The sequence below is a fragment of the Chryseobacterium sp. BIGb0232 genome, assembly GCF_024810195.1.
GTDB lineage: Bacteria > Bacteroidota > Bacteroidia > Flavobacteriales > Weeksellaceae > Chryseobacterium > Chryseobacterium pennae.
Window position 1 is genome coordinate 144,649 of sequence record NZ_JANUEH010000006.1, and the last position, 22,926, is coordinate 167,574.

Below are 22,926 nucleotides of genomic sequence, written 5' to 3' on the forward strand. Positions count from 1 at the left end.
TAATATCTTATCGATCCCCTTTTATTCATTAAATGTTAAAGATTTATAGAATGAAAGGATTATTTTTTTTAGGGCTTACCATAGGCTCTGTGGCCTTTATTCAGGCTCAAAACAAAGATTCTCTGAAAATCAGGGAAATAGAAGCGGTTAACTTTACCAAAAGACTTCCTGTTGCTAAGGAGATTATTAATGTTCAGAAAGATTTAGACGGAAAAAATATGGGGCAGGATCTTCCTATCCTGTTGAAAAATCAAACTTCGGTTATTTCCACTTCGGACGCCGGAAATGGGGTGGGCTACACTGGAATCAGAATTCGTGGAGTTGCGGGAAGAGGAATTAATGTAATGATGAACGGAGTTCCTTTTAATGACTCAGAAAGTCAGGGTGCTTTTTTTGTGAATGTCCCGGATTTAACGAGCTCAGCCTCCCAGATTGTTATTCAGAGAGGGGTTGGAACTTCAAATAACGGTGCTTCATCATTTGGAGCCAGCATTAATGTCATTTCAAAAGATCCTGAAGAGAAGTTTTACTTCAAAACAGATGACAGTTACGGGTCATTCAATACCTATAAATATTCAGCAGAAGTAGGCACTGGTAAGTTCTGGAAAAACAGGCTTTCTGTGATGGGAAGGTATTCCCATATTCATTCTGACGGTTATATTGACAGAGCATCATCCAATCTGGATTCTTATAACTTTACAGCTTTATTTGAAGAAGGGAAAACGAGATTACGTCTAATGGCATTCGGAGGAAAAGAAAGAACGTATCAGGCATGGAACGGAATCAGCAGAAAAACCTGGGAAACCGATCCGAAGTATAATCCTTCCGGAGAATATATAGATCTTTTTACCGGTGAAAAGAAGTTTTATGATGGTGAAACAGACAACTATCGCCAGAATCATTATCAATTTCTATGGGAACAAAAGTTCAATGATACCTGGAATTTGGAAACCACTCTGCATTATACAAGAGGGAAAGGATATTATGAGAATTATACCAGAGTGGATGAGAATGATAAGGAGGCAGTGCATTATTCTAATTATAATTTAGTTGTTCCAGTCGTAAATGGACTTCCTGTAGAAACTACAGACTTCATTAGAAAAAAATGGCTGGATAATCATTTTTATGGATTGGTTTCTACCCTTTATGGGAAATTTGAAAATGTAGATCTTAATTTCGGAATAGTAGCCAACCAGTATTATGGGAAGCATTACGGTACAGTAACCGGAGTGTACTTTCCACAAATTGATAACTATGAATATTATAGAGGACGCTCTGTGAAGAATGAAGTGGCAGGGTTTGCAAAAGCACTTGTAAGGGTAAATGATTTTGAATTTTTTGGAGATCTTCAGCTGAGAAATATCAATTATGATACTAAAATACTGCTGGATGGTGATGGCGAAGGAGGAAATATCAAAGAAAAATGGCTGTTTTTCAATCCTAAGGCAGGGGTGAATTATAGAATTGGAAACGGGAAAGTGTATTTGTCTTATGCTCATGCTCACCGTGAACCCAACAGAGATGATCTGATTGCTGATAATAGTGTTAAAGCTGAAAAACTTCATGATTTTGAAGCGGGACTGGAAAAGCAGTTTGGATTTTTATCCGTGACAGCAAATCTGTACTATATGTACTATGTGAATCAATTGGTATTAAACGGAGAACTGAATAATGTAGGAGCTTTTATCAGAACCAATTCAGGGAAAAGCTACAGAAGAGGAATCGAAATTGGTTTGTTGGCAAAACTTTCAAAGCAATGGGAGGTTTCCGGAAATATAAGTTTGAGCCAGAACAGAAATCTGGATTTCAATATGAAAAACAAAAAAGTGGTTAAGAATCTGGGCAATACCCAAATTTCATTCTCTCCGGATGTAGTTGCTAATTTAGGATTGACATTTAAGCCATCTAAAAGTTTCCAGTTTGCTTTAATGAATCAGTATGTAGGGAAACAATACCTTGATAATACAGAGGATAAGAATGTACAGCTAAAAGATTATATCCTGACTGATTTTAATGCACAGTATCAGTTTAAAATTGCTAACAACGATGTCGCTTTGAAATTATTGGTCAATAACCTGTTCAATAAAAAATATGTCAATAATGGAGCTGTATATAGTGGTGCTCCTTATTACTTCTCGCAGGCAGGAACAAATTTTATGTTTGGTATCAGTTGGAAAATTCAATAGATTGAAAGAAAGGAATGACTGTAAATAAGGGGATTGCAAATTTATTCCGAAAGGGATTCGAGATCATGAATAGTCAACCTGTTTTCATATGAAATACTCAAAAGTCTGCTTTGACAGTCTTTTTTTTATATGCGTTAAATATCTTCAAAAAGTCATGAAAAAGTTATAAATTTGCTGCCAAATGAATATTTCAGCATACATTTTAGAATATTTAAAACAATACGGAACTGTCACGGTTCCAGGCTTTGGTGTGTTTTCTCTGAAAAATTCTAAGGCAATTATCAATTCCGAAAACGGAAGTATCCTGCCTCCTGCAAGTCAGATTGAATTTACAATTGACTATGAAGTACAGGCAGGGGACCTTACCATTTTTATTGCCAAGGAAAAACAGATGTCTGTAGAAGCATCGAGAAGTGATCTGAAGATACAGACTGATTTTTGGAAGAAAAAACTTCAGGCAGAACAGGTTCTTGAAATTCAAAACCTGGGAACCATCTTTATTGAAGAAGGACATACACATTTCAAAGGAAAAAGAGTGGAAGCGGGACGTCCTGATTTTTTCGGATTAGAAGAAATCAGATTTTCTGACATCAATAATGGTGAAAATGTAAACACCTCAGTAAACCGTGAAAAGGATTATAAATTCAAGAAGACTATTCTTTGGTTCTTCCTGTTGATTATTCCGGTTCTTGGTATTGCATACTTTGCATTTACCCAAAAGGAACTTCTCTTTGGGAAGAAATCCTTTAATAAAGTATCTGTACAGACTTCTACCCACAGAATTGTAAAAGATACGGTGAAGGTAGTGGTACATGGTCCGGAAACTCCTGTTTCAGACTCCCTTAAGAAAGATTCATTGGTAAAACCTGCCGGGAAAGCTCCAAAAACAGTTCCGGCTGCTCCCAAAAACACTAAGAATAAATGGCAAAAATAAAAACCGCGTCAGAATCCCTGACGATTATGACCAATATCGTTCTTCCGAACGAAACAAACTCTCTAAGAAACCTTTTTGGTGGCGAACTTTTAGCAAAAATGGACAGATGTGCTTCTATTTCTGCAGCAAGACATTGTGAAAGAAGAGTCGTAACAGCATCTGTAAATCACGTTTCATTCAATCATCCGATTCCTGAAGGCGGAGTTGTGGTCTTGGAATCTAAAGTTTCCAGAGCATTCTCTACTTCTATGGAGGTTTATGTGGATGTGTGGTCAGACGACCCTATTAATCAGAAAAAAATTCATACCAATTCAGGGATCTATACCTTCGTTGCAGTAGATGAATTCAACCGCCCAATTCCAATTCCGGATATGGTTCCGGAAACAGAAGATGAAAAAGAAAGATATGCTGCAGCCTTCCGTAGAAAAGAACTTTCATTGATCCTTTCCGGAAGAATGAAGCCTTTGGAATCTGTAGAACTTAAGAAATTATTTCAGGAGCCGGAGGAGCCGCAAACTCCTAAGAAGGATAAAAAATAAAACTTGAAATGCTTTTAATACTGGGTCTCCAAATTAAAAGCATTTTATTTTTATACCCATATAATAAAATTACAAACACCTTTCTCTGAAAATAATGATGGTGTTATTTGTGAAACTCATTAGTATCATTTGTGTTTAAATTATGAAAATTCTCCTTTTAGATAAAAATCATCCGCTCATCACCGAACAGCTTTTAGCTAAAAACTTTATGTTGGAAGAAGACTTTACTTCCACTTATGATGAGGTTTGCCATAAGATCAAAAACTATGACGGTATTATCATTAGAAGCCGTATTCCTTTAGATAAAAACTTTCTTGAACAGGCTCAGAATCTGAAGTTTATTGCAAGAGTAGGGGCGGGGATGGAAAACATTGATATTCCTGTTGCCGAAAAACTGGGAATTCAATTGATCAACTCTCCGGAAGGGAATAGAGACTCTGTTGCAGAACATGTTGTAGGAATGTTGTTAGTCATTATGAACAGGCTTTTTATTGCTTCTCAGGAAGTGAAGAATGGGATCTGGAAACGTGAAGAAAACAGAGGAGATGAATTACTGGGAAAAACGGTAGGATTAATAGGATACGGAAATATGGGTAAAGCTACAGCTAAAAGACTCTCAGGCTTTGGATGTAAAGTGATCTTCCATGATCTTCTTCCGGGTCTTTCCGATGAATTTGCCACTCAGGTTACCTTAGATGAATTAAAGCAATCTGCAGAAGTATTGAGTCTGCATATTCCTCTGACTTCAGAAACTCTCTATCTTATCGATGAAACGTTTATTTCTGAGATGAAAAATGACTTCTATTTTGTGAATACTGCAAGAGGAAAAAATGTAAAAACTAAAAGTTTAGTAGAAGCATTGAAAGCAGGTAAGGCAAAAGGAGCTTGTTTAGATGTTTTAGAATATGAAAAGTCCTCTTTTGAGAATCTTGAAACAGAAAATGAAGACTTACAATATCTTCTGGAATCCGAAAAAGTAATGGTAACTCCGCATATTGCCGGATGGACACATCAGAGCAAAGAGAAATTGGCCCAGTTTATTGTAGATAAGATTATAGCCTCTTATTCCTGATTCGTTATGAATAAAGAATACTGATAAGGCTGAGGAAGCTGGTATAATGAAAGGATTTTCCTTCCTATATCTGCTTCCTCAGCCTTCTTTGATTTTATCCTTTTTTCTGATTTTATGTTAAATTATTCATAATGTTCCTTTCATATTTACAATTTAATTTTGACTTTTATTAAATTGCCGCTCATTTTTGAATCTTATGAAGATGCGTAATTTAGTACTTGCTACAGCTGTTGTTTTATCCCTTTTTTCCTGCAAAAATAAATCTGAATCCAAAGAGGCTTCAGCTGAAAATATGACCAACCTTCCGAACTATGGGAATGTGGATCTGGGAAATGTTTTTACAAAAGCTGATGGGCAGCTTTCTAATAAAGAGTCATTGACAGGCTATATAGATCAATACTATAAAAAAATATGGGAAGGAGGTGACCTTAGTGGCGGTATTTTAGTGGCCAAAGGAGATGAGATTTTATACGAAAACTATAGAGGCTTCGGTAGAGAAGGCAATCAGATGCCGATCGATAAGAATACACCATTACACGTAGCTTCAGTGTCAAAAACATTGACGGCTATGGCCATGATGAAGCTGATAGAAGCCGGTAAAATAAAGCTTACTGATCATCTTACCCAATTCTTTCCGGGATTTCCGTATCCGAATGTAACCGTTCAGACCTTGCTGGATCAAAGAAGCGGATTACCCAAATACGAATACTTTATCACTCAGATAAAGCCTGCCCCGGCAGAACTTTCCAAGCCGTTTATTACCAATCAGGATGTACTGAATATGATTATCAAATATAAACCGGATCTGGCAAGAGATACAGATACCGGATTTATGTACTGTAATACAAATTTTGCCTTATTGGCTCTGCTGATTGAAAAAGTAACCAAGACACCTTTTCCGCAGGCGATGAAAGAAATGGTTTTTATACCATTGAAGATGGATCATACTTATATTTTCCAGGAAAAAGATGTTCCAACAGCTTCTCAGTCTTTCTATTATGGTGCCAATAGATTATATCCTTTAGATCGTCTTGATCTTATCTATGGAGATAAAAATGTGTACACTACACCCAGAGATTTATACAATTTTTCCAAAGCAATGTTCTCTAAGGATTTCTTAAAGCCGGAGCTGATGCAGCTGGTATTTACTCCTTACAGCAATGAAAAGGCAGGAATGAACAATTATGGATTAGGTTTTAGAATGAAAATATTTGATAATGGTGAAAAGCTAACCTACCACAACGGATGGTGGCATGGATCCAATTCCGTATTTGCTCACCTTTTAAAATCTAAAGTAACCATCGTGGCAATCGGAAATAAATATTCAGGTAAAGTTTATACAGCACTTGCATTATCAGGATTATTTGAAAATTTCCCTTTGCAGCAGGAGAAACTTCAGACTGTAATGAATGACAGTAAAGATAGTTTGAATAGTGGACACGAAGTTTTTGGAGAATAATGTTTATTTTTGCTTAAACATTTTCATGAAAAGGTTTCTTTTATTATTCGTTATCTGTTTTCTTGTACACTCTTGTGCAAGAGTAGGATCTCCTGTGGGAGGACCTAAAGATACATTGGCACCCAAATTTTTAAGTTCAAATATTGATACCACAAGGATTAATGTAAAAAGAGATATCCACGAACTTCGACTGGATTTTGATGAATATGTGACCCTAAAGGATATTAATAAAAACCTTATCATTTCTCCGCCAATTAAAAATATCAAGCGAATTCTTCCATCGAATATTGCCAATAAATTTGTTCTTATCCAGTGGGCTGATACCCTTCAGGCCAATACCACTTATAATTTCAACTTTGGAAATTCAATTGCAGATAATAATGAGTCTAATATTCTTCGGTATTTTAATTTTGCTTTTTCTACAGGAGAAAAGTTGGATGATCTGTATATAAGTGGTGACATAAAAGATGCCATGCAGATTAAGAAGAAAACCGGAACCAATGAAAATAAAATGGTAGTAGGACTGTATCAGGTAAAAGATACTATGAACTATAAGCAAAAGCCCTATTACATTACCAAGGTAGATGATGACGGATACTATGAACTGAATTACCTTTCTCCCGGTAAATATAGAATTATAGCTTTCGAAGATGAAAACGGAAATTCCGTTTATGATCCCGGAAAAGAAAAAATAGGATTTAAAAAAGAAACCGTTGATGTTGAGAAATCCATTTCAGGACTGAATTTAAGTGTTTATCCATCGAAGAAAGCATTGAAGTATTCAGAGATGAAGGAAGCTCCCGGAGGAGTTCTTATGACTTTTGAGGGCCATCCGGATGTTGTAAAAGTAGAATCTCTCAATGATAAGCTTAAAGATATAAAAATAACTCACACCCCAAAATCTGATTCAGTTAGAATCTGGTTTGATGCCGTGAAGAATAATATTGGGCAGGAGACAACTGAGAAATTGATGTTCAGCCACAATATCGGACCCAAAAAAGATACTGTGTATTCAGTTTCATTGTTCTATAAGTACAATAAAAAAAATACAATGGACATCTTCAGCGACAACGGAGGAAGTTCACTGGATCCAAAATCTGATTTTAAAATCTCATCCAATTATTTTATTGATAAAATTGATCCATCAAAATGGAGACTGGCTACCAAGGGAGATTCTTTGTCTACTTTACCATTTACAGCTAAGATTTCAGGGGTAAATCCTTATCAGATTCTGGTACAGTCTGATTTTGTTAATGGAAAAGAGTATCAACTGACGATTCCTAAGGAAACCGTTTCCTCTTTCTATGCAAAAAATACTCAATCCAAACGTTTTGATTTCACTGTTGATAAAGTAGAGCAGTTTGGAAGTCTGGAGTTCACGCTCTCCAATGCACCTGCATCTAATTACTGGATCCAGTTATTAGATTCTTCTGATAAAGTAGTGTATCAAAAGTATACTAAAGGCGATCGTGTAAAATTTGATATTCTGAAACCTAATGAATACATTGTCCGGATATTGGTAGATAATAATAATGATAAATATTGGGATGAAGCAGACTTCGCGACTGAAACCTTTGCGGAAGATGCTTATGTCTTCTACAAAAAAGCTTTGGTAAAAGCATTATGGGAAACAAGAGAAGAATGGGATCTTACAGATACCAGAACACTTGATAATCCAAAAGGGATCAATACATCTGCAACGGCTGCGACTCCTCCTGCTTTGGAAGAAAAAGAAAAAACAGTAGTACAGGAAATCAAAAAAGAAGTAAAATCTGCTGATGCAGTCATAACTCCGGTTAAATAAAATTTATGAAGACGGCAAAGAAAATAATCTTCTGGACATTGGTAGCGTTTGCTCTTATACAGTTTTTCCCGATTGATACAGTAAATAAACCGGTTGATTCTAAACTGAATTTTATTCAGATGAAAAATGCTCCGGAAAAGGTAAGTACACTTCTTAAAAATGCTTGCTATGACTGTCATTCGAACGAAACAGTGTATCCAAAGTATGCTTACATAGCACCTATTTCATGGTCGGTAAAAAGCCATGTGAATGACGGGCGTCAGCATCTTAATTTTTCTGTTTGGGGAACCTATAATAAGGAATTAAAAGAGAATATGCTTGATAGGTCTATGGAGGCTCTTAAGCACAAGACAATGCCATTACCTGGTTATGTTGTTTATCACAAGGAAGCTAACCTGTCTGAGGCAGAAAGAACCTTGCTTATTCAGTATTTTGATGAAATGCTGAAATCAAAAACATACTAATTTAAAATACAATTCCCACAGATTTCACAAGTCATCCCAGAACTTATATTAAATGTATCTGTGTAAATTGTGAAATCTGTGGGAAAAGTTGTTTTTATTAATAAAAAAACTCCCGCAGATTTTACAAAATAAGCAGCTGGTAAAACCCAAATATATGCTGTATCTGCAAAATCTGCGGGAGAGTATAATACAAAAATTATTTCTTTAAATAACCTTCAAAAAATTTCTTCTGAGAATCAAAAGCGATCTCATTAAGGTCAAGTTCCTGTACAGGAATCCACACCGCTTCTGAAATTTCTGAAATCTCAAGGCTGACCTCAAACTTCTCCGAAACAGTATACTCATAAAACAGGTCGATCGTATTGTAATCAATCTCTTTATACTGATAAATGTTGGGAAGACTTGTCAGGTATTTCAGGCTGGAAATATCAATGTCAAGCTGAAGTTCTTCAAAAAGTTCTCTTTTACAGGTTTCCTCTGCACTTTCTTTGGGATCAACAAACCCTCCGGCAAGATCCAGTTTTCCTTTTTTAGGATCTCTGTTTCTTCTTGTAAGATAAATTTCATCACCACATCTGATAACAACCGCTACAGCGCCTGCTACATTGTTGTACAGGGTAAAACCACAGTCAGGGCAGCTCCATTTCTTTTCGCCATCCCAATGTAAAGACTCTTTGCCACAACTTGGACAATATTTCAATACTTTCATTCCTCAATAATTATTTTCTAAGGTGGATCTTCAGGTTCACTGAGCAATATTAATATTTCTCGGGTGATAAGTTAAGATAACATCCCTCAGCTCTTCTGTCTTCAGGTGAGTGTAAATTTCCGTTGTAGTAATGCTGGAGTGCCCCAGCATTTCCTGAATATAACGAAGATCTGCACCGTTCTGCAGCAAATGCGTTGCAAAAGAATGTCTGAAGGTATGTGGAGAAATTTTCTTATTAACTCCTGCCTTATCTGTAAGTTCCTTAATAATAAGAAATACGATTACTCTTGACATGGAAGTGCCACGGCTGTTCAAAAACAGAGTGTCTTCATATTTCTTATTGATTTTCCCTTTAGAGCGTACCTCTTTGATATAGCTTTCCAGCAGTTCAGCTGTGTAATCAGCCAAAGGCACAAAACGAGTTTTGTTCCCTTTTCCGTGTACTTTAATATATTGCTCCCTGAAGTTGATATTCGAAATCTTCAGATCGATCAGCTCAGATACACGGAGTCCGCAACCATAGAGTACCTCAATGATACACTGGTTTCTTTTTCCGAGATCTGTATTGACCTCAATGGCGGCAATAATTTTATTAATATCCGGCAGGCTTAAAGTATCCGGCAGATACAGTCCCAGTTTAGGGCCTTCAAGTAACGCTGCTGGGTTGTCTTCACGATATTCATCTTCCAGCAGAAATTTGAAGAAGGCTTTGATGGATGATATCCACCTTGCCTGTGATCGCTCACTGAATTTCTGTTTAGAAAGATTGAAAATGTATTCCTGCAGGTTTTCGTAACCGATAGAATCTGGACCGACGTTTGCCAGATCTTCTTCTGCGTAATCTTTTAGTTTCTTAATGTCCCGAACGTAAGCGTCGAGCGTGTTGTCTGAAAAATTTCTTTCGAAACGAAGAAATATTTCAAAATCTTTGATCTTTTCATCCCAAGTCATTTGTGCTTATTTTTTTAGTTCACAGTCCGATATTTGTTCTATTTCAATGTTATGGCCTCTCAGGAACGATATCCCATCGTCATCTGAATACTCATTAATATACACCAGTCTTGTAATACCTGCCTGAAGGATCAGCTTACTGCATTCCTTACAAGGGGACAATGTTAAATATAACGTTGCACCTTTTGCAGATTGTGTAGATGCTGCCAGCTTCAAAATAGCGTTGGCTTCCGCATGCAGTACATACCAGTGCGTTTTTCCCTCTCCATCTTCACAGCAGTTCTCGAATCCCATAGGAGTTCCGTTGTAGCCATCTGAAATAATCATCCTATCTTTTACGATAAGAGCCCCTACCTGTTTTCTCTTACAGTAGGAGAGTTGTGCCCATTCTTGGGCCATTTTTAGATAAGCTTTATCAAACTTATTCATACCGCAGCATTAGTTTTTTCGAAATAATTTGGATTAAAATCTTTTTGAAAGATTAGAAGTTTGGCTTTCTTTTCTCCAGGAAAGCTGTTACTCCTTCTTTCTTATCTTCCATTTCAAAAAGTTCTCCGAAATACTTGATTTCAGTCTCGAAACCTTTATCCGTGTCCGATAAATTCACGGCGTTAATCGCCTTCGATATTGCCATTGGTGAATTATAGGCAATAGCGTTCGCTAATTCTTTCGTTTTGGTTAATAATTCTTCAATAGGGTATACTTCATTTACCAATCCAATTTCTTTTGCTTTTTGAGCAGGAATCATTTTGGCAGAGAAGATCATTTCGTTGGCAATACCTTTTCCGACAAGTTTGGGAAGCCTTTGAGTTCCTCCGTAACCAGGAATAAGTCCTAAGGTTACTTCAGGAAGCCCCAGTCTGGCGTTCTCCGATGCATATCTGATGTGGCATGCCATAGCAAGCTCTAAACCTCCCCCTAATGCAAAACCATTTACGGCAGCAATGACAGGTTTAGATAGATTTTCAATTTTGTTGAACAATGTATTTTGTCCGTTTCTTGCAAGTTCCTCAGCTTTTTCCTGTCCGAAGTCACTGAATTCCTTGATGTCAGCTCCAGCTACAAATGATTTTTCTCCACTGCCTGTAAGGATAATTACCCTGCAGGAAGTGTCAGAATTAAGCTCATCCAATGCTGTACTGATCTCCTGAATAGTCTTTGCATTCAATGCATTTAAACTTTCAGGTCTGTTTATTGTAATGATAGATAATTTATCTTCCTTATTTAATAATATATTTTCGTAACTCATTTTTCCACTTTAAAATATCATCCCCTGCAAATTATGAATTTTTTACAAAAAAAAGGAAAAAATATTATTTTTTTTTCCTTTTTTTTAATTTATTGTTCAATATGATTATTTTGAATGATTCATCATATTTGCATCGATATTGATGTTTAGTTGTGAAGCTACTTTCATGCCAAGCTCAATATTGGCGCGGAAAAAGTGACATAATTGTCTGTTGATGATCTCCTCTCTTTTAGGTCCGTTAATTCCCTTCATGCTTTCTACAATGTTTTGGATCAGATTGTTCCTGTCTTCTGCGTTCATCGCTTTTGAATAAAGAAGTCCCGGCTGAGTATAATGATCGCTGTCGTTATCATTTCTGTTATAATTGGCAACATGAGCGCTATCTAATTCATACTCATAGTTTTTGTAAGAAACATCAGGTGTGATATCATCAAAACTATTAGGATGGTAATTCGGTTTATCCTGATATTGGCTGGAATCTGCCATATAGCCATCTCTCTGATAATTATTGACTGCAAAAGGACATCTGTTCACTTCCAGCTGATGAGCGTTTACGCCCACTCTGTATCGGTGTGCATCCGGATAAGAAAATAGTCTCCCCTGAAGCATTTTATCCGGAGAGAAACTGATTCCGTTAATTAAGCTGCTTGGTGAGAATGTAGATTGTTCAACATGTGCAAAATAATTGATAGGAACTTCATTCAGTTCCATTTCTCCTACCTCGATCAACGGATAGTCATCATGAAACCATACTTTTGTAACGTCAAAAGGATTCCATCTGAAATCTTTTGCCTGTTCCTCTGTCATTACCTGAATGTACATGGTCCATTTTGGGAAATCTCCATTTTCAATGGCATTACAAAGGTCTTCCTGAGCAAAGTCCGGATTTTTTCCAGCCATTTTTCCAGCTTCTTCATCTGTGAAGTTTTTTACTCCCTGCTTTGTTTTAAAGTGAAATTTCACCCATACTCTTTCATTTTTATCATTAATCATGGAGAAAGTATGAGATCCAAAGCCGTGCATATGTCGATAGCCATAAGGGGTTCCCCTGTCTGACATTAGTATAAGGACCTGATGAAGTGATTCAGGGTTTAAGCTCCAGAAATCCCACATCATAGTGGCACTTTTTAGATTCGTTCTTGGAAGTCGCTTTTGGGTATGAATAAAATCCGGGAATTTTTTAGCATCCTTAATAAAGAATACCGGTGTATTGTTTCCTACCAAATCCCAGTTTCCGTCTTCTGTATAAAATTTTAAGGCAAATCCTCTCGGATCTCTTGCCGTATCTGCGCTTCCTTTTTCACCGCCAACTGTAGAAAAACGGGCAAACATTCTGCATGAATTTCCTACTCTCGAAAATAATTTTGCCTTAGTGTATTGGCTGATATCATGCGTTACAGTGAAGGTTCCATAGGCTCCGCTTCCCTTAGCATGTACAATTCTTTCAGGAATTCTTTCCCTAACGAAGTGCGCAAGATTTTCCTGAAGAATAAAGTCTTGCAGCAATACCGGGCCTCTTGGTCCTACCGTCTGGGAATCCTGATGCTCAAAATAAGGTGCGCCGTTGCTTAACGTTAATTTTTTAGAATCCATATATTGATGATTTGAATAATTGTTCTCGTATTTTCTAAATCGAACTGTAAAGGTACTAATTATCAAATTTACTTGAATTTTTAATTGCTAATAACAAAAACGTTATATCTTTGTAATAGATAATATTAATCAAATGAACATTCAGCAACTGGAGTATCTTATCGCTGTTGATAAGTATAAACATTTTGGAAAAGCGGCTCAGGCGTGCTTCATTACCCAACCTACCTTAAGTGCCATGATACAGAAATTTGAGGATGAATTGGATGTGAAGGTTTTCGACAGAACTACCCATCCAATCCGTACTACAGATGTAGGTCTTCAGATCATCGATCAGGCCAAGGTGATTATAGAATCTGTCAATGAGCTGAAAAACAAAGCCAACCTGCTGAATAACATTTTAGGGGGAACCATCAACCTTGGAATTATCCCTACTGTTTCTTCATTTATTTTGCCTACTGAAATCTTTAAATTCTTAGAAACAAACCCTAAGATCCAGATGAATGTAAAGGAAATGACAACGGATAATATTATTAAAGCTTTGAAAGCTGGAGAGCTGGATGCGGGGATTATCTCTACTCCTTACGATACGGCAGATGAGTTCTATCAGGATTTCCTTTTCAATGAAGAGCTGATGATCTACAGTTCCAATACTGAAGCCAATAAAAAGAATGCTTACATCATTCCTGAAGAGCTGAATGTAGAAAAAGTATGGTTGCTTGAAGAAGGAAACTGTCTGAGAAATCAGTTTGAAAATATCTGTCACCTTAAAGAAAATACCCTGAAGCCTAAAAATTTAGATTTCTTAGCTTCCAATATCCAGACTTTGGTACACATGGTAGACAAAGTTGGGGGGATCAGTATCCTTCCGGAGCTTGCCTTAAGCCAGCTTTCTGAAGAGCAGAAAAAGAATGTTTTCAGATTCAAGAAGCCTTTCCCTTACAGAGAGATCAGTATTATTTACTATAAGCCAACCTTTAAGCAGAAGATTATTGATGAATTGGCACACTCTATCAAAAATTCTTTAGAACTGAAGCTGAATTACCACGTAAGTCCGAAAGAATTTGTAAGCATAAAGCCTCAGTAACCAACAGGCTTTACAATGATATAAATCATTAATTTAAAGAAAATTATAATTAATAAACAAAAATTTTGAGTATTACAAAAATAGTGCTTAAATTTGCTGACGTTTATTAACGAGGAAAAATTTGACCTGATTGCAACCTCTATAAAAAAATGCTAAAACAGTATTCTTTTTGGGCAATTTTATTCTTATTTTTCTTCAACACTATTTTTTAATCTAAAAAACAAAGAATAATATGTCTTATTTATTTACATCTGAATCAGTTTCAGAAGGACATCCGGATAAAATTGCCGACCAAATCTCCGATGCATTAATCGACCATTTTTTAGCATACGATAAAACATCAAAAGTAGCATGTGAAACTCTTGTAACTACCGGACAGGTGGTATTGGCAGGAGAAGTGAAATCTGATGCTTACCTTGATGTTCAGACGATTGCCAGAGAAGTAATCAATGGAATTGGGTATACAAAAGGCGAGTATATGTTCAATGGAGATTCATGTGGAGTAATCTCTGCAATTCATGAACAGTCTCCTGATATCAACCAAGGGGTTGACAGAGCGGTAAATGATGAGTCTTTTGAAGCTAAAGCAAACGCTCAGGGAGCTGGTGACCAGGGAATGATGTTTGGATATGCTACGAACGAGACGGCTAATTATATGCCTCTTGCTTTGGACTTAGCACACACGATCCTTAAAGAACTTTCTGCGATCAGAAGAGAAAATAAAGAGATTGCTTACTTACGTCCTGATGCGAAAAGCCAGGTTACGATTGAATACTCTGATGACCATAAGCCAATCAGAATTGATTCTATCGTAGTTTCTACTCAGCATGATGACTTCGGAGCAGAAGAAGAGATGCTGAATAAGATCCGTGAAGATATCAAGAATATCCTTGTTCCTAGAGTCGTTGCTCAGCAGACTGAAGAAATCAAAGCTCTTTTCAACGATCAGATCAAATATCACATCAACCCTACAGGTAAATTTGTAATCGGTGGTCCTCACGGAGATACTGGTCTTACAGGTAGAAAGATCATCGTAGATACTTATGGTGGTAAAGGGGCTCACGGTGGTGGTGCTTTCTCTGGAAAAGATCCTTCAAAAGTAGATAGAAGTGCTGCATATGCAACAAGACACATTGCTAAAAACCTTGTAGCAGCTGGTATTGCTGACGAGGTTCTAGTACAGGTTTCTTATGCGATTGGAGTGGCTGAACCATGTGGTTTATATATCAATACTTACGGAACTGCCAAAGTTGATCTTCACGATGGAGATATTGCTAAAAAAGTATCTACCATTTTCGATTTAAGACCTTATGCTATTGAGCAGAACTTAAAACTAAGAAATCCTATCTATCAGGAAACGGCTTCTTACGGACACATGGGGAAAGAACATTATGTGGCTGATAAAACCTTTAACAAAGGGCATAAGAATGAGCTTACATTGGAAGGTCTTGAGTTCTTTACTTGGGAAAAACTAGACAAAGTTGACGAAATTAAAGCCGCTTTCGGAATTTAATTTTTTCTATAAACTAAATATTATGAACTGCTTTATCTTCTGATAAGGCAGTTTTTTTTAATTTTACACCTTAATTAATTGAGAGATGATGAATTTTCGAACTGCAATTGCCATTCTATCCCTGTTTTTACTGAGTAATTTGGTAAAAGCACAATATACCATGCATAAAATGATCAGCGTAGGATATACCTACCAGAATCAAAGCTTTGGAGAAGTGGGAGGAAAGTTGCTTTTTCTTAAAAATGATGATGTAATTTACAGATTGGGTGGTTCTGCCCTGATGGGAGTGGCAGATTCAAAATTTGCTATCATGCCGAAGCTTCAGGCGGATGTTCTGCTTAATTTTGAGAAGAATGTAGATTTTTACCATTCTTATTACTTTTTAATGGGAGCGGAAGGAACCAATAAATATATTGCACCTAAAATTGGAGTTACCTTATTTGGGATGTTAGACCTTACCGGGGGCTATGCTTTCCCTATTGGAGATGCCCGATTAAACGGAAAAGAAATGAAAGGTCTGAATATTAATTTTACATTAAATATCCCTACTGTATTCATTCATGACATGTTTAAATGATTTTTTTTAAATTTTTATAGCGAAAATTTAATAATTGCTTAACAGTTATTAAAAAATTATTATATTTACGCCATAATATAATTGTACCGCCTATCGAAGAGACTCTACTCTGAAGAACTGTTTTGTATATACAGCAAAAACCAGATAATGTATCTGGGCGATAGCTGGGCTGCAAATATTATATTGAGAAGAGTTATGAAATCAAAATCGGATAGTTTACTAATTTCGCTTTACCAGAAAGGTGATGAAGAGGCGTTGTCAACCCTTATTCATCGTCACCAGAGAGAACTTTTTACATTCATTTTTTACAAAATTAATGATGAAGATTTAGCTAATGATGTTTTTCAGGATACTTTCATGAAAATTATTGTGATGCTAAAAGAAGGACGTTACAACGAAGAGGGTAAATTTATCCTTTGGGCGAAAAGAATCTCACACAACCTTATTATTGATCATTTCCGATCAAAATCCAAAAATATCAAAGTTTCAGAGACTACATTTGAAACGGATGAATATTCTATTTTTGACCTGATCAGAGAACCATCTGAAAATATTGAAGATCAGCTGGTAACTAATCAGATTCAGGAAGATCTGCTCAGAATGCTGCAATTTCTTCCCCTCAATCAGCAGGAAGTAATCAAATTGAGATTTTTTGACGGATTGAGTTTTAAGGAAATTGCCGATCATACTGATATGAGTATTAATACTACATTAGGTAGAGTAAGATATGCGCTTATAAACCTGAGAAAAATCATGGATGAAAATAACATAATATTAACCAGATAGATAATATTTTGTAAAATTTCACGTTTTAAGGAAAACATACTTCGCTTATGAAAAAAAATGACTCCTTAAAAGTGAAAACTTTGAAACCTAAAAAACAAACCATCGATTTTCTGCTCAATTTTTCTAAAAGCCTTGAAATTGTGAAAAGCAAGAGCAAGAATTATCCTATTACAAAAAATTAAAATTACTAACTTTGTGCTGTATGAAAATGCAGCATGTTTTTTTTGACCTGGACAATACGCTCTGGGATCATCGCAGAAATGCCTATCTGGCCATCAAAGAACTTTTCGAAAAGCAGGAAATTACTTCGAAGTATACTATCGACTTTGAAGAGTTTCACGCTGTTTACCATGATATCAATGAAGATTTATGGGAAAAGATCAGAGATGGAATTATAGGCAAAGAGTATTTGAGAGAACACCGTTTTTATGACTCCTTCATGCACTTTGGAGTAGACAATAAGGAACTTTCCCTTTATTTTGAAGAGAACTTTCTGGATAATATTGTAAGTCATAATGAATTGGTAGAAGGGGCAGAAGATGTCCTTGAATATCTGAAGTCGAAGAATTATACACTTCATATTATTTCTAACGGCTTTCAGGATGTAACGGAGAGAAAATGTACCTTGTCGGGAATTGCCCCTTATTTTGAAACCATTACCAGTGCAGATGCTGTAGGGGTAAGGAAACCTAATCCGAAGATTTTTGAATATTCCCTTGGGCTTTCTAATGCAAAGAAAGAAGAAAGCATTATGATTGGTGATGATTGGATCGCTGATGCACTGGGGGGAAGAGATTTCGGGATGGATGCAATTTTCTTTGATGTGTATAAGGAAGATAAAAAAGAAGCCGGATTAAAGGCCATTACTCATCTTCAGCAGATTAAAGAGTACTTATAAAATTTAGACAGTTAAGTCACATATGAAAGCCGTTAAGTTTATCTTAATGGCTTTTCTGTTTTAAAAAGATCATATCAACAAAAATGTAAACATCATTTTAAATCTGCTTATTTCTTTGCTCAAATAATTATTCCCAATTCTTTCCCAAATTGATTTGGACCTTTGCTCCATAATAATGACAGAAAAATTTAATATTATGAAAAATGTAAAGAAAATCACAGGAGTATTTGTTTTGATCTTCTTATTGATCGGTGGTCTGATCTCAGCACAGGACAGAGCTATTAGCTCCAATCAATTGCCTAGGGCTGCTAAAACCTTTCTTGCAGGGCATTTTAAAGGAGTTCCGGTATCATCTGCTATTGAGGACAGAGAAATCTATGGGGTAGATGAATATAAGGTATATCTGAACAATGGAATGAAAATGGAATTTGATAGTAATGGAAATTGGAAAGAAGTAGATGGGAACCACCAGAAGATTCCTTACGGTTTTATTCCTGCTTCTATTAAAAATTACAGCAGCAGAAATTTCCCCAATACCTATATCGTTAAGATAGAAAAGAAAAGATGGTCTTATAAAGCAGAGCTTTCCAATGGATTGGAACTGGAGTTTGACCGAAATGGAAATTTCAAAAAAATTGATGACTAACGCATTGAAGAATAACAATAAAATTTTAGTATTATGGTAAACTGGAGCTTAATAAACAGTGATGGAAGAAAATCATCTTCCAGTAAGATTAGAAAGAATATTGTGTCTTTTATGACCAAACATCATCCGTGCAGTGTTGTTCAGTCTATTGAAAAAAAATATGATGTCTACAAGATTCATCTGATGAATGGTCTATGTCTGATCTTTGATGCAGATGGACGCTACATAAAAACGAACTGATTTTTGAGATAAGGGAGCTGGGAGTTGGAAGAAGGAAGTTGTATAGGACGCCATTGAAATGGTCTGTTTCTTAAAAAGTAAACAGTTGTAGATGATAGAATAGCAACTTCCAGCCTCCTTCTTCCAGCTTCCCGCCTTATAATTTCTTATATTTGATATAACCTATCCAAACAGCAGAGCCTATGAAGATTTTAATAGTAGAAGATGAACCGGACCTAAAGGATACTGTCCAGAAATTTCTGGAAGCAGAGCATTTTATTGTAGAATATGCAGAAAACTACAGTTCCGGACTCGAAAAGATTATTTCCTATGAATACGACTGCATCCTGCTGGATATAATGCTTCCTGACGGTAATGGAATAGATCTCTTACGGGAAATCAAAAAAATGCATAAAAAAGATCCGGTTATTATTCTGTCTGCCAAAGATTCAGTGGATGATAAGGTAACCGGGTTGGAAATAGGAGCTGACGATTATCTGGCTAAACCTTTTCACCTGGCGGAGCTAATGGCTAGAATCCGGTCTGTAATAAGAAGAAAAAACCAGGATGGTGAGAATATCATCAGGTATAAAAATATTAGCATTGACCCGGAAAACAGATCTGTTAAAGTAGGAAATGAAGAGCTGGTTCTTAACCGAAAGGAATATGATCTTTTGTATTACTTTGTTATTCACCCTGAAAAAACATTGCAGAAAACGACTCTTGCAGAGGCCATCTGGGGAGATTATATCGATCAGGCAGACAGTCTTGATTTTATTTATTCACAAATTAAAAATCTTCGTAAAAAACTGAAAACACTTAATGCAGAAGCAGATTTTCAGGCAGTATACGGAATAGGATATAAATTTGTCTGATGAAGGTTTCCTTAAAATATTATACAATAAAGTACCTTATTATGATCCTGCTGGTGATTATTGCAGTCTGGGCCGGGCTGTTTTATGCCTATATTCTGGATGAGGTACACGATAACGTAGATGACGGACTGAAAGATAGAAAAATACAGATCATCAAGGCGGTATATCTGAATCCGGAACTCCTGAAGAATAACGATTTTGGATTTAACGAATTTAAGATCATGCCGATTACTGCCGGAGAATACAAAAACAGGAGCAGACTCTATAATAAGATGTATTATATGGAGTATGATGATAAAGACCAGCCTTACAGGGTTCTTGAAGCAGATTTTATCGACCAGTATAAAAATCGGCAAAGGCTTGTCATCAGAACTTCAACAGTAGAGGAGGATGAGCTTATCTATGACCTTACAACGGCATTGATTGTTCTTTATATTCTTTTGGTAATAAGCATCGTTGCAGTGAACGGCTATTTGCTGAATAAAGCAATGCGTCCGTTCTATCTGATTCTGGATAAATTGAAAAAATATCAGTTCGGCATTCCTTTTTCCCAGGAAGACCAAAACTATTCCATCAAGGAATTTGAAGAGCTGAACGTGGAAATTAACGAGATGATCGACCGTAATGAACTTGTTTTCTATCAGCAGAAACAGTTTATTGAAAATGCATCTCATGAGCTTCAGACGCCACTTGCAATTGTTATTAATAAAATAGATCTTCTTATTCAGAATGAGAATCCTGATAAAAAGAGTCTGACCTTTCTCACGGAAGTTAAAAATGATCTGAGAAGGATGGTAGGACTGAATAAATCTCTGTTGATGCTTTCCAAGATTGAAAACAGTCAGTTTAATACAACCTCACATGTTGACTTCAATAAGATGATTGATATACTGGTTCAGAATTATGAAGATTTTATAGCATTTAAAAAAGTAGAGGTCAATATTATTGAGAAAGGGCATTTTCAGGCAGATTTTAATCAGGATCTTGCCGATATATTACTGTCTAATCTTCTTAAAAATGCAGTTAAATATAATAATCAGGAAGGGACTTTAAATATTATCATTGAAAATGATAGGATCACTTTTCAAAACAGTGGAACACCTGCTTCATTGGATGAATCCAGAATTTTTAACCGTTTCTATAAACAAGGTTCGGATCATGGCTCCACAGGTTTAGGATTATCTATTATCAGGACCATTATCAAACAATATCCTGGCTGGGATATCCTTTACAAATTTGAAGACAGTATGCACTACTTTATTCTTATAAAAAATATGAGATAGACTCAAATAGAAAAAGCCCTTCAACTGAAGGGCTTTCGTATGTATAAAACTTAGAATTAAAATCCTAAGCTTGTTCTTACTCTTTTTAGAGTTTCCATTGCGATAGGTTTTGTCTTTTCTGCTCCCTGCTGAAGTTTTGCTTCCAATTCATCAAGGTTGTTCATATAATAATTGAACGTTTCTCTTTCTTTTTCAAAACGAACAAGAATCAGATCCAAAAGCTCTTTTTTAGCATGCCCGTATCCGAAGTTACCAGCAAGGTATTTCGTTCTTAATTCCTCGGTCTGTTCAGGAGTAGCAATCAATTCATAAATCTGGAATGTTTTATCTGTGGCAGGATCTTTAGGCTCTTCCAAAGACTTAGAGTCAGATTCAATGCTCATCACTTGTTTCTTCAGTTCTTTTTCAGGTAAGAAGATATTGATGATATTCCCCATAGATTTAGACATTTTACGTCCATCCGTTCCAGGAACATATTTTGTGTCTTCCTGAAGCTCAGATTGTGGCAATACAAAAACTTCGCCCATCTGATTGTTGAATCTTGAAGCAACATCTCTTGCAATTTCCAAATGCTGAAGCTGGTCTTTTCCTACTGGAACAATCTCCGCATCGTATAATAAAATATCTGCAGCCATCAGAATAGGATAGGTAAACAAACCGGCATTGATGTCCTGAAGACGATCAGCCTTATCCTTAAATGAATGTGCTAATGTTAATCTTTGATAAGGAAAAAAACATGATAAATGCCAAGATAATTCACAGGTTTCAGCGATATCACTCTGTCTGTAGAAAAATGTTTTTTCGGTATCTAATCCACAAGCAAGCCAAGCCGCAGCAATCTCGTAGGTATTCTGTCTTAAAGTCTGCGCATCTTTAATCTGGGTAAGCGTATGAAGATTCGCAATAAATAAAAATGATTCGTTTCCTTCCTGCTTAGAAAGTTCGATCGCAGGAATAATAGCCCCTAATAAATTTCCAAGATGGGGGGTTCCGGTGGCTTGAATGCCGGTAAGAATTCTTGACATTTGTTTAAAATTTATATTTAAAAATTAATGAATTACAAATTTACGCAAAATTACTTTCTAATTGCGTTATAGTAATGAATTCCGATTTTTTTCATTAATCCTGCCGGAATCATTTTCGATTGTTTTTTATCATGATCAGTAATCACAATGCCTGTCACATAGATAAAATAAGTATATTTTCCATCATTGACCAGGATAGAATGAAAAGTGGGGCCTCCTATGCTGTAAAGGTTTTGGATAGCTTTGATTTGGGATTCAGATATTCTGTAATGATGGTCTTTATAATAATCCAGACGATCCTGAATGGTATGAGTGGAAATGGAGGATAATATATTTATTGAATCTTTCCTGTGGGTATAAAGGGGTTTGTCATTTTCGGAAACGCTTTTAATGCTGAAAGGTTCCTTGTATACCCCATTTCGGTTATAGGTTTGAAATATTTTAATGGCATCCTGAAAAGAAAGAAAATTTAAATTGTAATGTTTTCTGTCCGGATGATCAATTTTGAACTTTGACAAAAAGTCCACCGCATTTTCCTTTATTTTACTGCTATCTGAAGGGACCACTGCAGATGCATAAGTATTAAGATAATCTTCAGGGATTTCTGCTTCAGGATTTGTATTCAAAATACTTCCCAACTTGATTAATTTTTTCATCCCTATCATATTGATCTCATCCCTGTCAAGCTTAACGTTTTTAAATGTGCTGTAGAATTTTACAACTTTTGCGGTTTTGTTATCAACCACTATTATTTTTTCTTTTATCCACTCATCAAAAAGAGATCTGTTTTTTGGAATGGAATGATCTTTTGAAGCCAGCTCAAAGACTTTTGTTCTTATGGTATCCAGATTTGTTTTGTAAGAAACAGAATCCAGGGTAGTGTAAATTTTTAAATTCCCTTTCTTGGGGTCAATATCCAGTTTTTTTAATTCTGTATCAACAAAGCGAATGACTGTACTGTCTTTAATTTCTTTATTGTTGGTGTAATAATAAATATTTTCCTTCTTGCAGGAAACAAGAATACAGATCAGTAAAAAAAGCTGAATCGTTTTCATAAGAC

Annotated in this window: 23 protein-coding genes; 16 read left to right on the plus strand and 7 right to left on the minus strand. The window is 36.0% G+C overall.

Annotated elements, in window-relative coordinates; all coding sequences use genetic code 11:
• The first annotated feature begins 50 nt into the window (after positions 1-50).
• The 7 genes from M2372_RS15320 (at position 51) to M2372_RS15350 (ending at position 8,458) form a co-directional block, all read left to right on the plus strand.
• Positions 51-2,186, plus strand: coding sequence for a TonB-dependent receptor (locus M2372_RS15320; protein WP_123321089.1), 2,136 nt, complete (start codon positions 51-53; stop codon positions 2,184-2,186).
• A gap of 181 nt (positions 2,187-2,367) precedes the next feature.
• Positions 2,368-3,120, plus strand: a complete 753-nt coding sequence (locus M2372_RS15325) for a hypothetical protein (protein ID WP_123321090.1) — start codon at positions 2,368-2,370, stop codon at positions 3,118-3,120.
• The gene (locus M2372_RS15330; RefSeq protein ID WP_123321091.1) at positions 3,108-3,659 is read left to right on the plus strand and encodes an acyl-CoA thioesterase; all 552 of its coding nucleotides are present in this window, start codon (positions 3,108-3,110) and stop codon (positions 3,657-3,659) included. The genes M2372_RS15325 and M2372_RS15330 overlap by 13 nt, the downstream gene beginning before the upstream one ends.
• Before the next feature lie 142 nt (positions 3,660-3,801).
• Positions 3,802-4,731 carry a 2-hydroxyacid dehydrogenase gene (locus M2372_RS15335; RefSeq protein ID WP_123321092.1) on the plus strand — a complete coding sequence of 310 codons (930 nt, stop codon included), beginning with the start codon at positions 3,802-3,804 and terminating at the stop codon, positions 4,729-4,731.
• Positions 4,732-4,927: 196 nt separating this feature from the next.
• Positions 4,928-6,190: a serine hydrolase gene (locus M2372_RS15340; protein ID WP_123321093.1), complete on the plus strand. Its 1,263-nt coding sequence runs from the start codon at positions 4,928-4,930 to the stop codon at positions 6,188-6,190.
• Between the two features lie 25 nt (positions 6,191-6,215).
• On the plus strand, positions 6,216-7,994 hold the full coding sequence (locus tag M2372_RS15345; protein ID WP_123321094.1) for an Ig-like domain-containing domain: 1,779 nt from the start codon (positions 6,216-6,218) through the stop codon (positions 7,992-7,994).
• Between the two features lie 5 nt (positions 7,995-7,999).
• Entirely contained in the window at positions 8,000-8,458 is a 459-nt protein-coding gene (locus M2372_RS15350; RefSeq protein ID WP_123321095.1) for a heme-binding domain-containing protein, read from the plus strand.
• Positions 8,459-8,654: 196 nt separating this feature from the next.
• On the opposite strand, the gene M2372_RS15355 is transcribed toward M2372_RS15350, so the two are convergent.
• The 5 genes from M2372_RS15355 to M2372_RS15375 form a co-directional block, all read right to left on the minus strand.
• On the minus strand, positions 8,655-9,167 hold the full coding sequence (locus tag M2372_RS15355) for an NUDIX domain-containing protein (protein WP_115969899.1): 513 nt from the start codon (positions 9,165-9,167) through the stop codon (positions 8,655-8,657).
• A gap of 36 nt (positions 9,168-9,203) precedes the next feature.
• Positions 9,204-10,118 (minus strand): site-specific tyrosine recombinase XerD, encoded by a 915-nt coding sequence (xerD, locus tag M2372_RS15360; RefSeq protein WP_115969901.1) that lies wholly within the window; start codon positions 10,116-10,118, stop codon positions 9,204-9,206.
• Between the two features lie 6 nt (positions 10,119-10,124).
• Positions 10,125-10,547: a dCMP deaminase family protein gene (locus tag M2372_RS15365; protein ID WP_115969903.1), complete on the minus strand. Its 423-nt coding sequence runs from the start codon at positions 10,545-10,547 to the stop codon at positions 10,125-10,127.
• Positions 10,548-10,599: 52 nt separating this feature from the next.
• Positions 10,600-11,367 carry an enoyl-CoA hydratase/isomerase family protein gene (locus tag M2372_RS15370; RefSeq protein WP_115969905.1) on the minus strand — a complete coding sequence of 256 codons (768 nt, stop codon included), beginning with the start codon at positions 11,365-11,367 and terminating at the stop codon, positions 10,600-10,602.
• 105 nt (positions 11,368-11,472) lie between these two features.
• Positions 11,473-12,960: a catalase gene (locus tag M2372_RS15375; protein WP_123321096.1), complete on the minus strand. Its 1,488-nt coding sequence runs from the start codon at positions 12,958-12,960 to the stop codon at positions 11,473-11,475.
• Positions 12,961-13,093: 133 nt separating this feature from the next.
• On the opposite strand from M2372_RS15375, the gene M2372_RS15380 reads away from it, so the two are divergent.
• From M2372_RS15380 to M2372_RS15420, 9 genes are all read left to right on the plus strand, one after another.
• Positions 13,094-14,044 carry a LysR substrate-binding domain-containing protein gene (locus M2372_RS15380; protein ID WP_115969909.1) on the plus strand — a complete coding sequence of 317 codons (951 nt, stop codon included), beginning with the start codon at positions 13,094-13,096 and terminating at the stop codon, positions 14,042-14,044.
• A gap of 232 nt (positions 14,045-14,276) precedes the next feature.
• Positions 14,277-15,557 (plus strand): methionine adenosyltransferase, encoded by a 1,281-nt coding sequence (gene metK / locus M2372_RS15385; RefSeq protein ID WP_115969911.1) that lies wholly within the window; start codon positions 14,277-14,279, stop codon positions 15,555-15,557.
• An 85-nt stretch (positions 15,558-15,642) separates the two neighbouring features.
• On the plus strand, positions 15,643-16,134 hold the full coding sequence (locus M2372_RS15390) for a hypothetical protein (RefSeq protein WP_115969913.1): 492 nt from the start codon (positions 15,643-15,645) through the stop codon (positions 16,132-16,134).
• A gap of 195 nt (positions 16,135-16,329) precedes the next feature.
• Positions 16,330-16,920, plus strand: coding sequence for an RNA polymerase sigma factor (locus M2372_RS15395; protein ID WP_115970026.1), 591 nt, complete (start codon positions 16,330-16,332; stop codon positions 16,918-16,920).
• Positions 16,921-17,122: 202 nt separating this feature from the next.
• Positions 17,123-17,818, plus strand: a complete 696-nt coding sequence (locus M2372_RS15400; RefSeq protein WP_123321097.1) for a YjjG family noncanonical pyrimidine nucleotidase — start codon at positions 17,123-17,125, stop codon at positions 17,816-17,818.
• Between the two features lie 196 nt (positions 17,819-18,014).
• The gene (locus M2372_RS15405; protein WP_123321163.1) at positions 18,015-18,464 is read left to right on the plus strand and encodes a PepSY-like domain-containing protein; all 450 of its coding nucleotides are present in this window, start codon (positions 18,015-18,017) and stop codon (positions 18,462-18,464) included.
• A gap of 33 nt (positions 18,465-18,497) precedes the next feature.
• Positions 18,498-18,704 carry a hypothetical protein gene (locus tag M2372_RS15410; protein WP_123321098.1) on the plus strand — a complete coding sequence of 69 codons (207 nt, stop codon included), beginning with the start codon at positions 18,498-18,500 and terminating at the stop codon, positions 18,702-18,704.
• 182 nt (positions 18,705-18,886) lie between these two features.
• The gene (locus M2372_RS15415) at positions 18,887-19,558 is read left to right on the plus strand and encodes a response regulator transcription factor (protein WP_115969918.1); all 672 of its coding nucleotides are present in this window, start codon (positions 18,887-18,889) and stop codon (positions 19,556-19,558) included.
• Positions 19,558-20,841, plus strand: a complete 1,284-nt coding sequence (locus M2372_RS15420) for a HAMP domain-containing sensor histidine kinase (RefSeq protein ID WP_123321099.1) — start codon at positions 19,558-19,560, stop codon at positions 20,839-20,841. The genes M2372_RS15415 and M2372_RS15420 overlap by 1 nt, the downstream gene beginning before the upstream one ends.
• A 56-nt stretch (positions 20,842-20,897) precedes the next feature.
• Here the strand turns inward: M2372_RS15420 and trpS are convergent, their stop codons facing one another.
• Both trpS and M2372_RS15430 read right to left on the minus strand, forming a co-directional pair.
• The gene (gene trpS, locus M2372_RS15425; RefSeq protein WP_115969922.1) at positions 20,898-21,866 is read right to left on the minus strand and encodes a tryptophan--tRNA ligase; all 969 of its coding nucleotides are present in this window, start codon (positions 21,864-21,866) and stop codon (positions 20,898-20,900) included.
• Positions 21,867-21,916: 50 nt separating this feature from the next.
• A complete protein-coding gene (locus M2372_RS15430) occupies positions 21,917-22,921 on the minus strand; it encodes a hypothetical protein (RefSeq protein WP_123321100.1) in 1,005 nt (334 codons plus the stop codon).
• Positions 22,922-22,926: the final 5 nt, after the last annotated feature.